The organism is Intestinibacter sp. (assembly GCF_022780145.1).
In the GTDB taxonomy this organism is placed as follows: Bacteria; Bacillota; Clostridia; order Peptostreptococcales; family Peptostreptococcaceae; genus Intestinibacter.
Map to the genome: position 1 here is coordinate 1 of NZ_JALEXO010000195.1, position 3,243 is coordinate 3,243.

At 31.8% G+C, this 3,243-nt stretch carries 3 protein-coding genes and 1 riboswitch; of the genes, 2 read left to right on the forward strand and 1 reads right to left on the reverse strand.

All coding sequences use genetic code 11. The features are described 5' to 3' along the window. Positions 1-908, forward strand: a 908-nt coding sequence (locus tag MR593_RS07625; RefSeq protein WP_290691577.1) for a sensor histidine kinase, incomplete at its 5' end; no start/stop codon positions are given. Positions 909-968: 60 nt separating this feature from the next. Here the strand turns inward: MR593_RS07625 and MR593_RS07630 are convergent. Then, the gene (locus MR593_RS07630; protein WP_290691580.1) at positions 969-2,339 is read right to left on the reverse strand and encodes an alanine/glycine:cation symporter family protein; all 1,371 of its coding nucleotides are present in this window, start codon (positions 2,337-2,339) and stop codon (positions 969-971) included. A gap of 180 nt (positions 2,340-2,519) precedes the next feature. Further along, positions 2,520-2,613: riboswitch (glycine riboswitch) on the reverse strand. Between the two features lie 402 nt (positions 2,614-3,015). Here MR593_RS07630 and MR593_RS07635 point away from each other — a divergent pair. Then, positions 3,016-3,243, forward strand: a 228-nt coding sequence (locus MR593_RS07635; RefSeq protein ID WP_331474765.1) for a hypothetical protein, incomplete at its 3' end; no start/stop codon positions are given.

Here is a 3,243-nt window from a genome sequence, read left to right on the forward strand (position 1 = left end):
TTGGAATACAGCTTGGATTCTTGATATATTTAGTTAAAAGGCTGTCTTATCTAAGCGAGATAATAGATGGCGTTCACAAGATAAAGGAAGGGCAAGTCGATTACAAAATAGAAGAAAAAGACGATTTATATTTCAAATCGCTTGCAAATGACGTAAATAATATAGGTGAAGGACTTGAAAATTCTATTGAAGGAAGAATCAAGAGCGAGAGAATGAAAAGTGAGCTAATAACAAACGTTTCTCACGATTTGAAAACTCCTCTTACTTCTATAATAAATTACGTCGAGCTTATCAAGAAGGAAGAAGATATAAGTCCAGATTATTTAAAGGACTATGTAAATGTGTTAGATAAAAAATCTAAGAGACTGAAGGTCTTGATAGAGGATTTATTTGAAGCGAGTAAGGCTAGCACAGGAAATATAGAGTTAGAACTTGTCAAACTAGATTTAAAACAATTACTAAGACAGAGCATAGGAGAATTAGAAGATAAATTAGAGGCTGCGAAATTGAGTCTTAGAATTAATTTGACAGAAGAGGATACATTTGTACTAGCAGATGGAAGAAGAATGTATCGAGTATTTGAAAATTTACTTTCTAATATATGTAAATATTCATTAGAAAACACTCGTGTATATATAGATTTAGAAAAACAAGATGGAAAAATAACGGCTACTATGAAAAACATATCTTCATACGAATTGAACTTTGATCCTGAGGAAATAATGGAGAGATTTAAAAGAGCAGATGAATCTAGAAATACTGAAGGTAGCGGTCTAGGTCTCGCTATAGCTAGGGATTTAGTCAAGCTTCAAGGTGGAAATTTGACTATAGGTATAGATGGAGATTTATTTAAAGTAACAGTCGAAATGGATGAATATAAACAGGTTAGTTTAGCTAAGGATAGATAATAATAAGGAGCTCGAGATAGGTTTGAAATCTATCTGAGCTCCTTATTTGTTGCTAAAATTTTAGCTAATCTTTTTATTTTGAGATTTATCTAAAGATTGTAAATGGTCCATATAAAGCTTTGTTTCTGATATAACTACAGGTGATAAAGCAAGTAGAGCTATTAAGTTAGGTAGAGCCATAAGACCGTTGACTATATCGGCTATAATCCATACCATTTCTAGCTTCAAGAAGGCTCCAAGTAGTACCATCACTACGAATAAGCATCTGAAAATATTTATTTTCTTAGCACCGAATAAGAACTCGAAGCATCTTTCACCGTAGTAGCTCCATCCAAGTATAGTTGTGAAGGCAAATAAGCTAAGGCTTACAGTTAGAAATAGTGGACCAACAGTTGGTAAAACACTTGCAAATGCTGCTTGAGTCATTACTGCACCGTTTAATTCACCTTGCCAAACACCAGTTATTATTAGAGAAACACCTGTTAAAGTACAAATTATTATACTATCTATAAAAGTACCAGTCATTGATATAAGACCTTGTTCTGCTGGCCATTCAGTTTTTGCAGCTGCAGCAGCTATAGGAGCACTACCAAGACCAGATTCATTTGAGAATACACCACGAGCGATACCATTTCTGATTGCCATAGCAACTGTAGCACCTAAGAAACCACCAGCAGCAGCTTGACCAGTAAACGCGCTTTTGAATATTAAAGCGAAAGTCTGTGGTATTAAATTATAAGAACCAACTAATATTGTCAAGCAAATTGCTATATAGATAACTGTCATAAAAGGTACTACCTTAGTTGCAACATTTGATATACTTTGAAGTCCACCGAATACTACTAATGCAACTAACACTGCAAGTACAACACCTATTATTCTAGGATCTATACCAAAAGAGCTGTTTACGGCTTCAGTAATTGAGTTTACTTGTGAAAATGTACCTATACCTAAAAGGGCAACTAATATACCACTTATTGCAAAGAATACTGCAAGAGGTTTCCATTTTTGTCCCATACCATTTACTATGTAGTACATTGGTCCACCAGAAATTTGTCCATTTGAATCCTTTGATCTAAATTTTATAGCAAGTAAGCCTTCAGAATATTTTGTAGCCATTCCGAAGAATGCAGCAAGCCACATCCAGAATAATGCACCAGGTCCACCAGCTTTTATAGCTGTAGCAACACCTACTATATTACCAGTACCAATTGTAGCAGCTAAGGCTGTACATAGAGCACCGAAGCTTGAGATATCACCGCTACCGTTGTTTTCAGCTTTGAATATTAATTTTAAAGCCTTTGGAAGCTTAACTATTTGTATAAGTCCAAGTCTCACTGTAAAGTAGATACCAGTACCTACTAATAAAACTAATAGGGGAGGTCCCCAGATAAAACCATCGATTGAATTAAGTAATTGTAAGAAATCCATAAAAAACACTCCTTTAATGTAAAATATTTTGTGAAATCAAATAATCTTTTATGAATTTAAGGTAAATATGAAAAATATAATTGCCAGTATAAATTATCCGTAAAATAAAAAATACTAAATCGACTCGATTTAGTACAGGATAATGTATACATTTTAGAGTGAAGTATTAGATAAATACTTCCGTGCATCTCTGTCCTTTTGCCTGAGAGATTGAGCTAAATGCTTTTGCCCCTTCGGCGCCTTAACTAAATAAGGTCTCTCCAGAGTATCCTATACATTACAGTCACACTTTATATAATAAAGTACCTGAGAGCGTTACTCCTTCGGTGTGTCATTATGACAACTCTTCTGTAAAGTTTCATCAGATTATTGATTTGTTGTTTGTAACATAGATGATATAGCAGGAGGCAAATTTTGTCAAATAGTTTTTTTATACATATAATTATTATTTGAAGAATAATATGATTTTAAAAATTTTGAAAAATTTATAAAATAAGATGATTTTGTGGTTGGAATTTAATAAAGTAAAGGTTTAGATAAAAAAGTAGATTTTAATTTAATAAAATATAATGAAGGTTGTATTGGAAATTTGAATAAAAAAATAAAAAAATTTTTAAAAAGTGTTAAATTTTTATAGTAAAATTAATTAAAAAATATGTTTATAGGAGATAATACTATGTTTTGTACGATGTGTGATAAAAATGTAAATTATAAAATAATAACTGAGATAATCGATGAGTATAGAGGATATAAGGTAAATGTAAAACAAAATATTGCAGTATGCGATAATTGCGGAGAGAGAATATATGTGTCTGAATTAGAAAATGAAAATTTAAAAAATTTATATCAAAAATATAGAGATATGTCAGGAATTGTATCACCAGAAGATATAATTGAATTTAGA